Annotated in this window: 14 protein-coding genes; 7 read left to right on the top strand and 7 right to left on the bottom strand. The window is 62.5% G+C overall.

Going from position 1 to position 15,354, the window contains the following annotated elements; all coding sequences use genetic code 11:
* Positions 1-103: 103 nt before the first annotated feature.
* On the bottom strand, positions 104-718 hold the full coding sequence (gene rsmD / locus PQR27_RS01625) for a 16S rRNA (guanine(966)-N(2))-methyltransferase RsmD (protein ID WP_408521992.1): 615 nt from the start codon (positions 716-718) through the stop codon (positions 104-106).
* A gap of 240 nt (positions 719-958) precedes the next feature.
* Between rsmD and ftsY the strand changes: the two genes are divergently transcribed.
* Positions 959-2,089 (top strand): signal recognition particle-docking protein FtsY, encoded by a 1,131-nt coding sequence (gene ftsY, locus PQR27_RS01620; RefSeq protein WP_408521991.1) that lies wholly within the window; start codon positions 959-961, stop codon positions 2,087-2,089.
* A gap of 89 nt (positions 2,090-2,178) precedes the next feature.
* Here ftsY and maiA read toward each other — a convergent pair whose 3' ends face one another.
* Entirely contained in the window at positions 2,179-2,823 is a 645-nt protein-coding gene (maiA, locus tag PQR27_RS01615; protein ID WP_408521990.1) for a maleylacetoacetate isomerase, read from the bottom strand.
* Positions 2,824-2,843: 20 nt separating this feature from the next.
* The gene (locus PQR27_RS01610; RefSeq protein WP_408521989.1) at positions 2,844-3,542 is read right to left on the bottom strand and encodes a fumarylacetoacetate hydrolase family protein; all 699 of its coding nucleotides are present in this window, start codon (positions 3,540-3,542) and stop codon (positions 2,844-2,846) included.
* 237 nt (positions 3,543-3,779) lie between these two features.
* Here PQR27_RS01610 and ybiB point away from each other — a divergent pair, with 237 nt between their 5' ends.
* Positions 3,780-4,751, top strand: coding sequence for a DNA-binding protein YbiB (gene ybiB, locus PQR27_RS01605; protein ID WP_408521988.1), 972 nt, complete (start codon positions 3,780-3,782; stop codon positions 4,749-4,751).
* 228 nt (positions 4,752-4,979) lie between these two features.
* Here ybiB and PQR27_RS01600 read toward each other — a convergent pair whose 3' ends face one another.
* Positions 4,980-5,363, bottom strand: a complete 384-nt coding sequence (locus PQR27_RS01600; protein ID WP_408521987.1) for a nuclear transport factor 2 family protein — start codon at positions 5,361-5,363, stop codon at positions 4,980-4,982.
* Positions 5,364-5,406: 43 nt separating this feature from the next.
* Positions 5,407-5,970 (bottom strand): acyloxyacyl hydrolase, encoded by a 564-nt coding sequence (locus PQR27_RS01595; protein ID WP_408521986.1) that lies wholly within the window; start codon positions 5,968-5,970, stop codon positions 5,407-5,409.
* Positions 5,971-6,332: 362 nt separating this feature from the next.
* On the opposite strand from PQR27_RS01595, the gene rpoH reads away from it, so the two are divergent.
* From rpoH to cydX, 5 genes are all read left to right on the top strand, one after another.
* Positions 6,333-7,268, top strand: a complete 936-nt coding sequence (gene rpoH / locus PQR27_RS01590) for an RNA polymerase sigma factor RpoH (protein WP_408521985.1) — start codon at positions 6,333-6,335, stop codon at positions 7,266-7,268.
* Between the two features lie 338 nt (positions 7,269-7,606).
* Positions 7,607-7,867, top strand: coding sequence for a cytochrome oxidase putative small subunit CydP (gene cydP / locus PQR27_RS01585; protein ID WP_408521984.1), 261 nt, complete (start codon positions 7,607-7,609; stop codon positions 7,865-7,867).
* Entirely contained in the window at positions 7,857-9,452 is a 1,596-nt protein-coding gene (locus PQR27_RS01580; protein WP_408521983.1) for a cytochrome ubiquinol oxidase subunit I, read from the top strand. Before cydP ends, PQR27_RS01580 begins: the two co-directional genes overlap by 11 nt.
* A gap of 34 nt (positions 9,453-9,486) precedes the next feature.
* Positions 9,487-10,623: a cytochrome d ubiquinol oxidase subunit II gene (gene cydB, locus PQR27_RS01575; protein ID WP_408521982.1), complete on the top strand. Its 1,137-nt coding sequence runs from the start codon at positions 9,487-9,489 to the stop codon at positions 10,621-10,623.
* A 28-nt stretch (positions 10,624-10,651) separates the two neighbouring features.
* On the top strand, positions 10,652-10,768 hold the full coding sequence (gene cydX / locus PQR27_RS01570; RefSeq protein ID WP_408521981.1) for a cytochrome bd-I oxidase subunit CydX: 117 nt from the start codon (positions 10,652-10,654) through the stop codon (positions 10,766-10,768).
* A gap of 126 nt (positions 10,769-10,894) precedes the next feature.
* On the opposite strand, the gene nagE is transcribed toward cydX, so the two are convergent.
* Positions 10,895-12,670: an N-acetylglucosamine-specific PTS transporter subunit IIBC gene (gene nagE, locus PQR27_RS01565; protein WP_408521980.1), complete on the bottom strand. Its 1,776-nt coding sequence runs from the start codon at positions 12,668-12,670 to the stop codon at positions 10,895-10,897.
* A gap of 93 nt (positions 12,671-12,763) precedes the next feature.
* Positions 12,764-15,349: a phosphoenolpyruvate--protein phosphotransferase gene (ptsP, locus tag PQR27_RS01560; RefSeq protein ID WP_408521979.1), complete on the bottom strand. Its 2,586-nt coding sequence runs from the start codon at positions 15,347-15,349 to the stop codon at positions 12,764-12,766.
* Positions 15,350-15,354 lie beyond the last annotated feature (5 nt).

Here is a 15,354-nt window from a genome sequence, read left to right as displayed (position 1 = left end):
CCTCTCTTCAGACAAATGGGCACGTCAAAGCGTCCGCGGGACGCATTCGGCACCGACCGCGCGCGTAACGACAAAGCGCCCGCCGCTTGTTTTCGAACGCGCATTATTCCTTATTTTCGCGCTGCAGCAAATGAAAGTGGACAGCGCCCGCTTTACCTTGCCGCACGATTTCCCAGCCCGCAAGGATCTCATTCCCGTCCAACTCTAGTGCGGCGCCGGCTTCAACGTACAGAAAACCCTGCTCGCTGACGAGCGGCACGGCCAGCGCGAGCGCCCTGATGAGCAAGTCGTTGCCAAACGGCGGATCGAGAAACACCACATCGAACGACCCGGGCGCGAGGCTCGAGGCAAGACGCAAGCCGTCTGCTTCAGCGATTTCGATCATGCGTGCTGACAGTCGCTCCTGGTTCGCGCGCAACTGGTTTGCGGCCCGTGCGTTGCGCTCCACCATCAACACCCGCGCAGCGCCCCGTGAAGCCGCCTCAAAGCCCAGCGCGCCACTGCCGGCGAACAGATCGAGGCAGCGCTGGCCGTCCAGATCCTGGCCAAGCCAGTTGAACAGCGTTTCGCGGACGCGATCGGGCGTGGGCCGCAGGCCGTCGAGGTCGAGTACGGGCAAAGGCGTGCGCTTCCAGTCGCCGCCGATGATACGGATGGCGTGCGGCTTGCCGCCTTTGGGCGAGGCGCCGTGGGCGCGTGAAGGTGCGGAACGGGGCATGCAGTTTCGAGTACGTAAGAAGGGCGCCCGCTCACCAAAGCCAGCGGGCCGGAGCGCCAACGTTACCACAGGGGCGCACGGCGTCCAGCCTGGCCGTTCGGCCAATACGACGGGCAGCGGCGCGCCTGATAAAATGTGCGGCTTCCAGCGCCTTGCATCCCGCATCGCAACGCTGCCTGCCGCTCCCGCCGGTCCTGTGCCGGCTGCGCGCACCGGCGCGCGCTCTCACCACGCCACATCATGTTCAGCTTTTTCAAACGATTCAAGGGTTCGAAAGAGTCCGATAACGCGCCAGAAGAATCGCAGACCGCGCCGGAAGCCCTGGCGCCCGAGCGCACTATAGAAGCACCGGCCGCCCCGCGTGTCGAAACGCCGGCGGAAGCTGCACCGTTGGCGGACGAACCACAGCCGGAAGAGTCCGCGCTGGAAACCGTCGAGGTCGTCCCGCCGCCGTTGCAGGACGAAGGTGCCAGGCGCTCGTGGCTGACCCGCCTGAAAAGCGGGCTCTCCAAGACGAGTTCGAGCCTGACGGGTATTTTCGTCGGCACGAAGATCGACGAGGATCTTTACGAAGAACTTGAAACCGCGTTGCTGATGTCGGACGCGGGCGTCGACGCAACCGAATTCCTGCTCGAATCGCTGCGGGAGAAAGTCCGCGCCGAGCGCCTCGCCGATCCTCAACAGGTGAAAACGGCGCTGCGCACGCTGCTCGTCGATCTGCTCAAACCGCTGGAAAAGTCGCTGATGCTCGGCCGCGCGCAGCCGCTCGTCATGATGATCGCGGGCGTCAACGGTGCGGGCAAAACCACCAGCATCGGCAAGCTTGCGAAGCACCTGCAGAGCTTCGACCAATCGGTGCTGCTGGCCGCGGGCGATACCTTCCGCGCCGCCGCGCGTGAGCAGCTCGCCATCTGGGGACAACGCAACAATGTCACCGTGGTGCAGCAGGAAAGCGGCGACCCGGCCGCAGTGATCTTCGACGCGGTCGGCGCTGCGCGTGCGCGCAAGATCGACGTGATGATGGCGGACACGGCCGGCCGTCTGCCGACCCAGCTGCATCTGATGGAAGAGTTGCGCAAGGTGAAGCGCGTGATCGGCAAGGCACAAGACGGCGCGCCGCACGAGGTGCTGCTGGTGATCGATGCGAACACCGGCCAGAACGCGCTCGCTCAGGTCAAAGCCTTCGACGACGCGCTCGGCCTCACCGGCCTGATCGTCACCAAGCTCGACGGCACGGCCAAGGGCGGCATACTTGCCGCGATCGCCCGGCAGCGTCCGATTCCGGTGTACTTCATCGGCGTCGGCGAGAAGGTCGAGGATCTGCAGCCTTTCAGCGCAGAAGAATTTTCGGACGCCTTGCTGGGCGGCTGAGCAAGCGAGCCGGCACTGGCATAAAAAAAGGGCGCTCTTTCGAGTGCCCTTTTTTTCATTCAACCTGCTCCGTCATTCGTCACTCCGCGTCATTCCGCGTCCGGCTGCACGCCAGGCGCGGCACGAGCAAAGGCGTCAAGCTGCATTGCGTGATCGTAGATGCGCTGAATCGTCGGGAATTTCGCCGTATCGATCTTGAAGCGCTGCGCGTTGAACACCTGCGGGATCAGACACGTGTCGGCCAACGTCGGCGTGTCGCCGAAACATAGCTTGCCGGTGCGGGGATCGCCCGCCAGATGGGCGTCGAGGGTCGCGAATCCAGCGTCGATCCAATGCCTGTACCACGCGTCCTTCGCATCCTCATCGACACGCAACGTGTGCTTCAGATACTTCAGCACGCGCAGGTTGTTCAACGGATGAATCTCGCACGCCACCTGTAAGGCGACCGACCGCACGTACGCCCGATCGCAGGGCACTGTGGGCAACAGCGGTGGCTCCGGGTGCGTCTCCTCCAGATACTCGATGATCGCAAGCGACTGCGGCATCGCCTCGTTACCGTCGACAAACGTAGGCACGATGCCGTCCAGATTGACCTTGCGGTACTCCGGCTTCAACTGCTCGCCGCCGTCGCGCACGAGGTGCACCGGCACGTAGTCGTAGGGCAGATTCTTCACGTTTAGCGCAATGCGCACGCGATAGGACGCCGAGCTACGGAAATAGCTGTAAAGCTTCATGCCTGTCTCCCCCTCTTCTTTCAGACGACGCGAACGCTGAGCTCGCCGAGCCCGTCGACGCCGCCCTTCATCAGATCGCCCTGCACGATCGCGCCGACACCCTCCGGCGTGCCGGTGAAAATCAGGTCACCTGGCTGCAGTTCGAACAGCGTGGACAGATACGCGATGGTCTCCGCCACCGACCAGATCAGTTGCGAGACGTCCGAGCTTTGTTTTTCTTCGCCATTCACCGACAACCAGATCGCGCCCTTGTCGACATGTCCGACCGTGGTGACCGGATGAATCGGACCCAGCGGCGCCGAGTGGTCGAAGCCCTTGGCGGTGTCCCACGGTCGACCGAGCTTCTTGGCCTCCGCCTGCAGATCGCGGCGCGTCATGTCGAGACCGAGCGCGTAGCCGTACACGTGGTCGAGCGCGCTCTCAGCAGGAATGTCCTTGCCGCCTCTGCCGATCGCCGCGACCATTTCCATTTCGAAATGCACGTTCTTCGATTGCGACGGATAGGGGAATTCGCCAGTCGCACCGGGCGCCACGTACAGCACGGCATCCGCCGGCTTGGCGAAGAAGAACGGCGGCTCGCGGTCGGGATCGTGCCCCATCTCGCGCGCGTGCGCCTCGTAGTTGCGACCCACGCAGTAAATGCGACGCACCGCGAACTGCTCGCTGGACCCGACGACCGGCACCGCGACCACCGGTGCGGGTGCAAATACGTAACTCATCCCGTTCTCCGCTTTTTGAATTGACTTGTGCCGACTGCGCGGCGATAAAACATCGAGTGTAACGCGCGAGAATGCCCGGCGCGCGCCCGTCGGACAGGCAGACGCACTGCCGACGGTCGAGGCACTTCGGCTCACCGGACCGCTATAGATGCGATACTCACACCCAACAGCGTCCTTTGAATTCCGTGGCCGACCGCTTTGCAACCTGCAACGGCAGCCCACCGTCCCCTGCACCCGATGACCGACTCCGCCGACACCGCCATCCCCTTCCCCTGCGCCCGCTTCATCAAGGAAATTGGCCGCGGCCCGAACGGCGCCCGCGCGCTGACCGCTGAAGATACCCTCGCGCTCTACAGCGCGATGCTCGACGGCCGCGTGTCAGACCTCGAACTCGGCGCGGTGCTGCTGGCGTATCGCGTGAAAGGCGAAACAGCGGACGAACTCGCCGCGATGCTGGCCGGCGCACATGCATCGTTCGACCCCATTCATCTGCCGCATGGCGCGTTCCGGCCCGTCTCGATTCCGACCTATAACGGCGCGCGCAAACAGCCGAATCTGGTCCCGCTACTCGCGTTGCTGCTGGCGCGCGAAGGCGTTCCGGTTCTCGTGCATGGCGTCACCGAAGATCCGGGCCGCGTGACGAGCGCGGAAATCTTCACGCACCTGCAGATTCCGCACGCGCGATCGCATGCCGATATCGAAGACGGTCTCGCCGAGCGCCGCCTCGCTTTCGCACCGATCGGCGTATTGGCGCCGAAACTCGCACGTCTGCTCGCCTTGCGTCGACGCATGGGCGTGCGCAACTCGACGCACACGCTCGTCAAGATCCTGCAGCCGTTCACGCCGGCAGGGCTACGGCTCGTGAACTATACGCACCCGCCGTATCGCGACAGCCTGACACAGTTGTTCAGCACGCATCCGGATGCAGCCGACGGCGGCGCACTGCTCGCGCGCGGCACCGAAGGCGAAGCCGTTGCCGATACGCGGCGTCAGGTGCAGGTGGACTGGCTGCACGACGGCCTCTGCGAAACCCGCGTGCCGCACGAGCGCTCGTCGCCCGACGCGCCTGAAGTCGACCTGCCCGAAGCGCGCGACGCGCCAACCACGGCCGCGTGGATCGATGCCGTGCTGCGCGGCGAAGCGCCGGTGCCAAGCGCGATCGAGCGGCAAGTCGAACTGATCGTGGACGTCGCGAAAACGCCCTTGTGACGGGCGTTGGGTATGTACCCCGCGGTGCTCATCACACCGCGCTGGCCGCGGCGGAACTGACGCTGCGGTGCGGCGCGTGGTCGAGCGCTGCAATCAGATGCCGGTGCATCCGCGGCATCCGTATGCGGGTGATACGCGCCAGCGGGAACCGAACAGCGCGCCCTGCCTGCTGGTGCCTCGCGAATGCTCGCCAGACGCGCTCGCTGAAGCAATGTGAGCGTAAAAAATTCACTCGATCGCGCAACGTGTCGCCTGCCAGGCGATCAGGCGCCATTGCCCGTCTTCCTGGATGTGAATCGCCGTGTAGGCGATCGGGAACAGCAAGGCGCCGTTGTTCGCTTCCATCTCGATCAGCGCGCGGCCGGTGACGACACAGGTCTCGCGCCCCACGGGGAGAACATCCTGGGACTGCACCTCGATCTGCCGATAGCGGCGGCGCCCGGCGGTGATGCCGTCGATGAACTGCCGCTTCGTTTCACGTTTGCCGTTCGTGTGGACATAGCTCACGTTCTCCGCGAGCAGCGCATCGAGCGACGACCCATCACCGTCGACCATCGCACGAAAGCGCTCGCGCTCGAGTCCGCGAATCGCTTCGATTATCTTTGCCGCCATTGCTCAGCCCCTCGCACCGGTGAGCCGAACGTGGCCACGGTCGTCAGAAGTTATATTGCAAATATAGCTGGTGGAAATTTATACCAGGATTGGGCTCTTTGATACCGCCATTGGAAATATGCTGGAAGCGATAGCCCACCTGGTACTGCTGGCGGTTGCCGACCTGCACGCCAACGCCCGCCATGGGCGTGAACTGGAACGCCGTGGACAGTGTGAAGTCGGAAGATAACGTGGGACTCGTTAGTAGCCGGATACCCGCCCCTGCTTCGATAAAGGGGCGAATCGACCCCGATGCCTTGATGAAGCGAATGATCGGCGTGACACCAAATTCGCCGATGTTCTCGTGTACGTTTCCTTCGTCGGTGTGCCACCAGGCCGCATGGGCCTCGCCGATCAGCGCGAAATGCCAGTCGCCTATCTGCCACCAGGTCAGATTCGGATCCCAGACGAAACCGAGGTCGAGTTTTTTGACGTGATCATCCGCCACGCCACCCGCGACCTGCACGCCGAACTGGTCAGCCACCGCGAGTTCCGAAGCGCTACACAGCACGGCAACAGACGCGGCCTTCAGAACCAGACCACGCAAAACGTTTTTTTTGTTCTTCATCGAACACCCGAGCGAGTCGAACGTTGATCGTCTGCAACAGTTTTGCCTATTCTAAAGACAATCTGAATCCGGTGGATCGTATGGAGAAATCTAAATTTTCGACATTAGTCACCTCGAATCTGGAAAATATCGGTCACTTATGAGACTGAAGGCTGTTGGTTAGGTAAATACTACGGCCCGAGCAAGACATCCGGCCCGGGCGTATCATGGCTATCGAAAGCCAAATTTCAATAGGAATTTGCGGAACTTGGATGCCCCTACGGCCTCTAAGTATTAGCACTCGGCAATTCAGAGTGCTAACATCCAACGCTGGAGTCGTTTAACTGAATACGCTTTTGTCTGATTCCAAAGGAGTTTCCTACGTGAGCCATGCAATGACCCTTCCGAGTACTCTGAGCCCGTCGTCGGCTAAGGCCGCTTCGGCAGGTGCACTGGCGCTCTCGCATTCCTCGCTGCTGCCCGGTCAACTGGGCAATATCGACGCCTACATCCAGGCCGTAAATCGGATTCCGATGCTGACGCCGGCGGAAGAACGCCAGTTCGCCACAGAATTTCGCGAGCAGGACAACCTCGAGTCCGCGCGCCGTCTCGTCCTGTCGCACCTGCGGCTGGTCGTGTCGATTGCGCGCAACTACCTCGGTTACGGACTGCCGCATGCCGACCTGATCCAGGAAGGCAATATCGGCCTGATGAAGGCCGTGAAGCGCTTCGATCCGGAGCAGAATGTGCGCCTCGTGTCGTACGCCATGCACTGGATCAAGGCTGAGATTCACGAATACATCCTGCGCAACTGGCGCATGGTGAAGGTCGCCACCACCAAGGCGCAGCGCAAGCTGTTCTTCAACCTGCGCAGCCACAAGCAGGGCCTGGGTGCGTTCACGCCTGACGAGATCGAAGGTCTCGCCAAAGAGCTGAACGTGAAGCGCGAAGAAGTGTCGGAAATGGAAACGCGCCTATCCGGCGGCGACATCGCGCTGGAAGGCCAGGTTGAAGACGGCGAAGAGTCATACGCGCCGATCGCCTATCTTGCCGACTCGCATAGCGAGCCGACCGCCGTGCTGGCATCGCGGCAACGCGACAAGCTGCAAAGCGATGGCATTGCCAGCGCGCTGGAAGCGCTGGACGCACGCAGCCGCCGTATCATCGAGGCCCGTTGGCTGAAGGTGGAAGACGACGGCTCGGGCGGTTCGACGCTGCACGAACTGGCTGACGAATTCGGCGTGTCGGCCGAACGCATCCGTCAGATTGAAGCAAGCGCCATGAAGAAAATGCGTGGCGCACTGACCGAGTATGCGTAAAGTCTAAAACATACAGTTCGCCGGCTCGCCCGGCGTGCAGCATTCAGTCGCCAGGCCCCGCCTTCGAAAGAAGGCGGGGCTTTTTTCTGTCCACACGAAGGCGCACTCGCGCATGCCCGTGCGCTCACAAGGCCATGCCCAGCCAGCAGGCATTTCTTGACGTACCACAAACCCCATAGCAATACTGTCCAAAGGGCGCGAGCTTCGCGACCCAATGCCGCAGTGCCGCACTCGCGCGTGCAAGGTCACTGCTCCTAGAATCGGCATGCACTCGCCAGACCGCTGAAGCGGCCTGGATCCAACCGGAATCGCCGGTGTGAAGTCGCCTTCGACCGATCATGACCATAGCCCTCAATCGCCATAACACCCGTCGTCCCAGCTTGCGCAAGCGGCTCGCCGGCTGGGTGCGCGGCCCAACGCTGGCGCGGGATATCGTCATTGTCCTCAGCATCAAATTTGTACTGCTGATGGTGCTGAAATACGCGTTCTTCAATCATCCGCAGGCGGAGCATATGTCGCTGCCGCCTGAGCAAGTCGCGCAGGCGTTGCTGTCCGTGCCTGCCTCGCATCCGTCCCAAGGTGATCAACATGCCCGTTAGCGAAGTCGTAGAACTGTCGCGCCTCCAGTTCGCCATCACGGCGCTTTATCACTTTCTGTTCGTGCCACTTACGCTCGGCCTGTCCTGGCTGCTGGTCATCATGGAGTCGGTCTATGTCATGACCGGCAAGCAGATCTACAAGGACATGACCCAATTCTGGGGCAAGCTGTTCGGCATCAACTTTGCGATGGGCGTGACCACGGGTCTGACGCTGGAATTCCAGTTCGGCACCAACTGGTCGTACTACTCGCACTATGTCGGCGACATCTTCGGCGTACCGCTGGCCGTTGAAGGCCTGATGGCGTTTTTTCTCGAGTCGACCTTTGTCGGGCTGTTCTTCTTCGGCTGGAACCGGCTCTCGAAAGTGCAACACGTAGTCGTCACGTTCCTCGTCGCGCTTGGCTCGAATCTGTCCGCGTTGTGGATTCTGGTGGCCAACGGCTGGATGAATAATCCGGTCGGCGCCACCTTCAATTACCAGACCATGCGCATGGAACTCGACAGCATCTTTTCGGTGCTGTTCAATCCCGTTGCGCAAGTGAAGTTCGTCCACACGGTATCCGCCGGTTACGTGACGGCGTCGATGTTCGTGCTCGGTGTGTCGTCGTGGTATCTGCTCAAGCGCCGCGATACGGAATTCGCCCTGCGCTCGTTTGCGATTGCTGCCGGTTTCGGTCTCGCGTCCACGCTCTGCGTAATCGTCCTCGGCGACGAATCCGGCTACCGCACCGGCGAAGTTCAGGAAGTAAAACTGGCCGCGATCGAATCCGAGTGGGAAACGGCGCCGGCACCCGCACCGTTCACAATCTTCGGCATTCCGAATCAGAAGGAAGAGCGAACCGACTACGCAATCCGCATTCCGTATGCGCTTGGCATCATCGCCACGCGGTCACTCGATGAACCGGTGGTCGGTCTCAAAGATCTGATGGCACAGAACGAAGTGCGCATCAGGAACGGCATGCTGGCCTATGAAGCCCTGCAGAAACTCAAGCAAGGCGACGCGACCGACGAGGCCAAGACCCAATTCGAAGCGCACAAGAAAGATCTCGGTTACGGCCTGATGCTCAAGCAGTTCACCGCGAACGTCACCGATGCAACGCCGGATCAGGTCGTGCAGGCCGCCAAGAAGACGATTCCGCCGGTGGCGCCCGTGTTCTTTTCGTTCCGTCTGATGGTCGGCCTCGGCCTCCTGTTCCTCGCAACCTTTGTGCTGGCGTTCTGGTTCTGCGCGCAACGTTCCCTGCTGCTCGACAAGCGCCGCTGGTTCCTGCGCTGGGCCGTGTGGGCGATTCCGTTGCCCTGGCTCGCCGCCGAATTCGGCTGGATCGTTGCTGAAGTGGGCCGCCAGCCATGGACCATCGCGGGCATTCTGCCCACTGCCTTGTCCGCGTCGAGCCTTACGCCGGGCGATCTGTATCTGAGTATTGCCGGCTTCGTCGTGTTCTACACGGTGTTGTTCATCATCGAAATCATGCTGATGTTCAAGTACGCGCGACTCGGGCCTTCGTCGCTGCATACCGGGCGCTATCACCACGAACAGCAACAGCCACTGAATCAGCCGCTGCCGACCAATACGGCCGCATGATTCGCCGCCACTCCGTTTCAAGGGAAAGATCATCATGGATTACGCAACCCTCAAACTGATCTGGTGGGTGTTGATCGGCGTGCTGCTGATCGGCTTCGCGCTCACCGACGGCTTCGACATGGGCGCGGCGATTCTGCTGCCGTTCATCGGCAAGACCGACACCGAGCGGCGTATCGTCGTGAACACGGTTGGCGCGACCTGGGAAGGCAATCAGGTCTGGCTCATCACCGCGGGCGGCGCGATGTTCGCCGCGTGGCCGCTGGTGTATGCCGCATCATTCTCCGGCTTTTACTTCGCCATGCTGCTGGTGCTGTTCTCGCTGTTCTTCCGCCCGGTCGGTTTCGATTACCGCAGCAAGCGTGAGGACCCGCGTTGGCGTAGCGCATGGGACTGGGCGTTGTTCGTCGGCGGCTTCGTGCCGGCGCTGGTGTTCGGCGTCGCGTTCGGCAATCTGCTGCAAGGCGTGCCCTTTTCCTTCGACACCGATCTTCGCGTCACGTATCACGGCAGCTTCTTTGCGCTGCTCAACCCGTTTGCGGTGTTGTGCGGGCTCGTCAGCGTGTCGATGCTGGCCGCGCACGGCGCTGCGTTCGTGAAAATGAAGACGGACGGCGTCATCGCCGAGCGCGCTTCGACGGCGCTGCGCGTTGCTTCGTTCGTCGGCGTGGTGCTGTTCCTGATTGCCGGCGCGTTGATTGCAACGATGATCGGCGGCTATCAGATCATCGACGCCCCCCCGCTCGATACCGTCGCCAATCCGCTGCTGAAAAATGTGCTGGGTGCGCCGGGCTTGTGGCTCACCAACTACGCCACCTACCCGTGGATGGTGGCCGCACCGGTGGCGGGCCTCGTCGGCGGCGTGTTGGCCTTGCTGCTGGCGCGTTCGCGTTTTGAAAAGAGCGCCTTCCTGTCCACCTCGCTGATGATCATCGGCGTGATCCTGACGGCGGGCTTCTCCATGTTCCCGTTCATCATGCCGTCATCGCTCGACGGCCGCAGCAGTCTGACGGTCTGGGACTCGACCTCCAGCCGCATGACGCTGCAGATCATGCTGATCGCCGTGATCATCTTCCTGCCGATCATCCTGATCTACACAAGCTGGGTGTATCGCGTGATGCGAGGCAAGGTAACCGCTGCGGCGCTCGAAGAAAATCGCCATTCAATGTACTGATCAGGAAAACGGATAACAGGAGTTTGTGATGTGGTATTTCAGCTGGCTTCTCGGCATTGGCGTAGCGTTGGCCTTTGGCATCATCAACGTGATGTGGCTCGAATCACGCCGTCCGATGGAAGCAGGAAAGCAGAAGACGCACTGATGGAACGTTTGCCGGCCACGCGGCGGTAAACGAAAAAAAAGCGGCACCTTGAATCAAGGTGCCGCTTTTTTATTGCTGCATTACCGCGGAAACGGAAGCGGCAGAGGCCGCTCCGTCAACACTGCGTCAGGCCGGCAGAGGATTGGCTCCGCCCATCGGCGCCAGACGCATCGCCAGTTGTTCCGCGTAGCGCTGCGCGGCATCGCCGACAACAATGTGGAACGTATCCGCCGAAACCCACGCCGTATCGAGCGTAGCCAGACGCTGACGATCGACCGCCGACGGATCGCGCACGACGATACGCAGACGCGTCGCCGCCACGGCATCCAGCGACACCACATTGCCCGCGCCGCCGAACACTGCCAGCCAGCGCAACGGATCGGGGTCGAGCGGGCCGCCTTGCGCAGTCCTGGCCGCGGCCACCGGAGCGGCAGCAGCAACGGGCGCGGAGGCAACCGCCGCCGGCTTCACCGCAGCGCCACCACCTTGCGCGATCACGGTGCGGATTTCATCAGCGATGATGTCCGCTTCCGGTCCGATGATCACCTGCACATTGGTCGAGCCGCGCTTGAGCACGCCACGTGCGCCGATCGTCTTCAGTTCGTTTTCCGAGACCTTGTTCGAATCGACCACCGACAGACGCAGACGCGTCGTGCAGGCATCCACCACTGTCAGGTTCGACGCGCCGCCCAGCGCAGTGATATAACGCTCTGCGCGCGGTATGGCAGCACCCGCTACCGGCGAAACGAAACCACCAGCCGTGAACGACTCGACCTGTTCTTCTTCTGCGGCGGGCTCGCGACCCGGCGTCGCCATATTGAACTTGCGGATGAAGAAGCGGAACAGCCCGTAGTACAGCAGCGAGTACACGATGCCGATCGGGATCGCCCACCAGCCCTTGGTCGACAGGCCGTAGTTCAGCACGTAGTCGATGAAGCCCGCCGAAAACGTGAACCCGAGATGAATGCCGAGCGCCGAGCAGATTGCCAGAGACAGACCCGTGAGCAACGCGTGAATCACATACAGCACCGGCGCGAGGAACATGAAGCTGAATTCGATCGGCTCGGTCACGCCCGTCAGGAAGGACGTCAAACCCATCGAGACCAGCAGGCCGAACACCATCGCGCGGCGCTCTTTCGGTGCCTCGTGATACATCGCCAGACAGGCTGCCGGCAGACCGAACATCATGATCGGGAAAAAGCCCGTCATGAAGGTGCCCGCAGTCGGATCGCCCGCGAAGAAGCGGTGCAGGTCACCCGTCACGGCGGCGCCACCCGGCGGCGTGAAGTTGCCGAACACGAACCACGTCAGCGAATTCAGGATGTGATGCAGACCCGTCACGAGCAGCAAGCGGTTCAGCACGCCGAACACGAATGCGCCGAGCGCACCGGCCGTTGTCAGCCAATGGCCAGCCGTATCGATCACGGCTTGCACCGGCTGCCACACGTAGCCGAACACGATGCCAAGCCCCAGGCAGACTACCCCCGTGACAATCGGCACGAAGCGTTTCCCTCCGAAGAACGCGAGGTAATCAGGCAGCTTGATATCCTTGTACCGGTTGTACAGCAAGCCCGCGACGATACCCGCCACGATCCCCGACAACACGCCCATATTGAGCTTGTCATTGATGTCCTTCATGACCGCGACTTCGACCAGATAACCGATCGCGCCCGCGAGACCCGCTACGCCGTTATTGTCTTTCGCGAAACCGACCGCCACGCCAATGGCGAACAGCAGCGGCAGGTTGTCGAAAATCGCGCCGCCGGCGTCGGCGATCATCTTGATGTTGAACACATCGGGCTGGCCCAGTCGCAGCAGCAGGCCGGCAACCGGCAGCACCGCAATTGGCAGCATCAGCGCGCGTCCCAGGCGCTGAATCTTCAGAAACGGATTTCCATCCATCGAAACCTCCAATCCTTGTCTCGATCGTCGATCGTCGTCGAGTCTTAGCTTTACGTGGTTATTGTGCGAATCTGCCTGGGGACTGTGTGGGGTTCAGTCCAAAGGCCAGGTTTCGCGGCTCACTGCTCTTACCGCCTGTGCCGATTCAAGCGCCAGGGCATCCTGGGCGCGCTGGCGGCACAGCTGATAATCGAGGTTGCGCACTCGCGCCTTGATGCCCGGCACTGACACCGGATCCACCGACAGCTCGGTCACGCCAAGGCCGACGAGCAACGGCATTGCCAGCGGGTCACCCGCCAGTGCGCCGCATACGCCAACCCATTTTCCATGCTTGTTCGCGCCCTGCACGGTCGCAGCGATCAGCCGCAGGACGGCCGGATGCAGGCCGTCGGCTTGCGCCGCGAGATCGGCTTGGCAACGGTCCATTGCAAGCGTGTATTGCGTCAGATCGTTCGTGCCGATCGACAGGAAATCCGCGTGTTGCGACAGTTGATCGGCGAGCAACGCCGCCGACGGCACTTCGATCATCACGCCGACTTCGATCGGCTCCGTGCGGCCCGCTTCGCGAGCGAATTCGTCGATGCGTTTGCGGATGCGGATCAGCTCGCCGACATCGGTGACCATCGGCAGCAGGATGCGCACGGCGCCCAGCGGTTGCACAGCCAGCAGACCGCGCAACTGGTCGTCGAGCAGATCGGGGCGGACTTGCGCGAGGCGGATGCCACGCAGGCCAAGCGCCGGATTCGGCTCGGGCGGCAGCGTCAGGTAATCGACTTCCTTGTCGGCGCCGACGTCCAGCGTGCGAATGATCGCGGTGCGGCCGCTCAACGCGTCGACGATGGCCTGGTAACTTTGACGATGCTCGTCCGTGGTCGGGGCAGCAGCGCGGTGGATGAACAACAGCTCAGTGCGCAGCAGGCCGACGGAATCGGCGCCGTTATCGACGGCGGTTTTCGCGTCGTCGAGTGTGGCGATGTTCGCGGCCACTTCGATCGCGCGGCCGTCAGACGTGACAGCGGCTTGCTGCGAGGTGCGACGGTTCGCTTCGCGCACACCGGCAAGGCGGCTGCGCTCCAGACGCGCGCGTTCGACATCGAGTTCGGTCGGCGCATATTCGAGGCGCCCCGTCGTGGCGTTCACCACCACTTGCGTGCCTTCCGGAATCGCATGCAAGGCGTCGCCCACCGCCACCAGCGCCGGAATGCCCGCTTGCCGCGCGAGAATCGCCGCATGCGAAGTCGCGCCGCCGCGTGCCATCACCAGTGCGGTGACGCGCGAACGATCGAGCGACGACAGATCGGACGGGGTGAATTCTTCCGCCGCCAGTACAGCTTCTTCCGGCAAGACCCGCGCAGCGGCGTTGGTATAACCCAGCGCGCGCAACACGCGTTTTTCGATGTCGCGCAGGTCGGCGCCGCGCTCGGCGAGCAACGCGTCTTCGATATTCGTCAGGATGCCGATCTGTGCACGGATCGCTTTGCGCCACGCAAAACCGGCGCTCTTGCCGAGGCTGATCAGATCGCGGGCGGCGTCGATCAGGCCCGGATCTTCAAGCAGCACGCGATGCACCGAGAAAATCCCTGCTTCGCCCACGGCGCCACGTTGCGATGCGTCGCGCACAGTTGTGTCAAGGTCGGCATCTACAGCGGCAATCGCCGTGTCGAGCAGACGGCTCTCGGCTGCCGACGTACCGTTCGCCTTTTCCGGCGGATCGATGTCCGCGTCGTCCCAGCGCACCAGCTTGCCGACCGCCACGCCGGGCGCCGCGCACACACCTGCCAGCGTATTCGCCGCGAGCGGTTCACCCGCCGCGCGCGCGACGGTTTGCGGCGCGGGTGAGCTTTGGCGCGCCGGCTTCTCTTCGACCTCGCCGTGCGCTTCACGCGTCAATTCGTGGGCGATCGCTTCGATCGCGGCTTTGGCTTGCGGGCCGACACCGAGCAGTTCAACGGTCGCGCCCTCGCCCGCGCCCAGGCCGAGCAAACCCACCACGCTCTCGATCGCCGCCTTGCGTCCTTCGTAACGCACTTCGACGCGTGCGTCGAAGCCGCGCGCTGCTTCACGCGCGCGCGCCGCCGGTCGCGCATGCAAGCCACCGGCGTGAACCAGCGTGACTTGCTGACGGGCTTCTTCCGTGACGTGAGTCGCGGCGCGCGATGCCTCGGCCGCTGCGCCGGCGCGAGCGCGCAGCACCAGCAACGGCGTTTCGCCGGCCTTGAGCCTGCCGCCGTCGATGCGCTCGACAATCTCGAAGGCGTCCGAATTGGCAATCGCGATCACCGATACGAGACTCCGCGCATTCAGCGCAACCTGGTCCTGATCGAACTCGATCAGGACGTCGCCGGCTCGCACGTGCGCACCTTGCGCGACCATCGGCGCGAAGCCTTTGCCATTCAGTTCAACTGTATCGATACCGATATGCAGCAGAATTTCCGCGCCTTCGGCGGTTGCGAGCGTCACCGCGTGACCGGTGCGCGCGAGATGGGTGACGGTGCCGTCGCATGGTGCGACGAGCCGGCCCTCGAGCGGATCGACGCCGATACCGTCGCCGAACATGCCGCCCGAAAACACAGGGTCGGGTACGTTCGCCAGCAGCACGACCGGACCGGTCATCGGCGCAAGCAAAACAATATGGCCTTCAGAATGGCTCATCAAGCGGGACTCCTCGACACGTCGCATCTGAT

Origin of the sequence: Paraburkholderia fungorum, from assembly GCF_046027215.1 — a bacterium.
GTDB lineage: Bacteria > Pseudomonadota > Gammaproteobacteria > Burkholderiales > Burkholderiaceae > Paraburkholderia > Paraburkholderia fungorum_D.
Note: the sequence above shows the minus strand (reverse complement) of the source record. Positions and strands in the feature narration are given on the sequence as shown.